Annotated in this window: 1 protein-coding gene; it reads left to right on the forward strand. The window is 64.1% G+C overall.

Annotation, left to right across the window (positions count from 1 at the left end):
* On the forward strand, positions 1-440 hold a 440-nt coding region (locus EN969_RS34935), incomplete at both ends, for an RNB domain-containing ribonuclease (protein ID WP_127419985.1).

The following is a 440-nucleotide window of genomic DNA, read 5'->3' on the forward strand; positions in this document are numbered from 1 at the left end:
ATCCAGGCCAATGTCGCCGCGGCCGAGACGCTGGAGGCGAAGAAGCAGGAGCTGGTCTATCGCGTCCACGACGCGCCGTCGCTCGCCAAGCAGGAATCGCTGCGCGAGTTCCTGCAGACATTGGGCCTGTCACTGGCGCGCGGCGCGCAGATGCAGCCAAGCCAGTTCAACGGCATTTTGGAGCGCGTGCGCGGCGCCGACAATGAAGGCCTTGTCAACGAAGTGGTGCTGCGCTCGCAGAGCCAGGCCGAATACTCGCCAAAGAACATCGGCCATTTCGGTCTCAACCTCCGCCGCTACGCCCATTTCACCTCGCCGATCCGCCGCTATGCCGATTTGATCGTGCATCGCGGACTTATTGCCGCACTCGGACTGGGTCCGGGTGGGCTGACGCAGGACGAAGCGGCACGGCTCGAAGATGTCGCGGTGCAGATCTCCGG

Source organism: Mesorhizobium sp. M7A.F.Ca.CA.003.01.2.1 (assembly GCF_003998945.1).
In the GTDB taxonomy this organism is placed as follows: domain Bacteria; phylum Pseudomonadota; class Alphaproteobacteria; order Rhizobiales; family Rhizobiaceae; genus Mesorhizobium; species Mesorhizobium ciceri.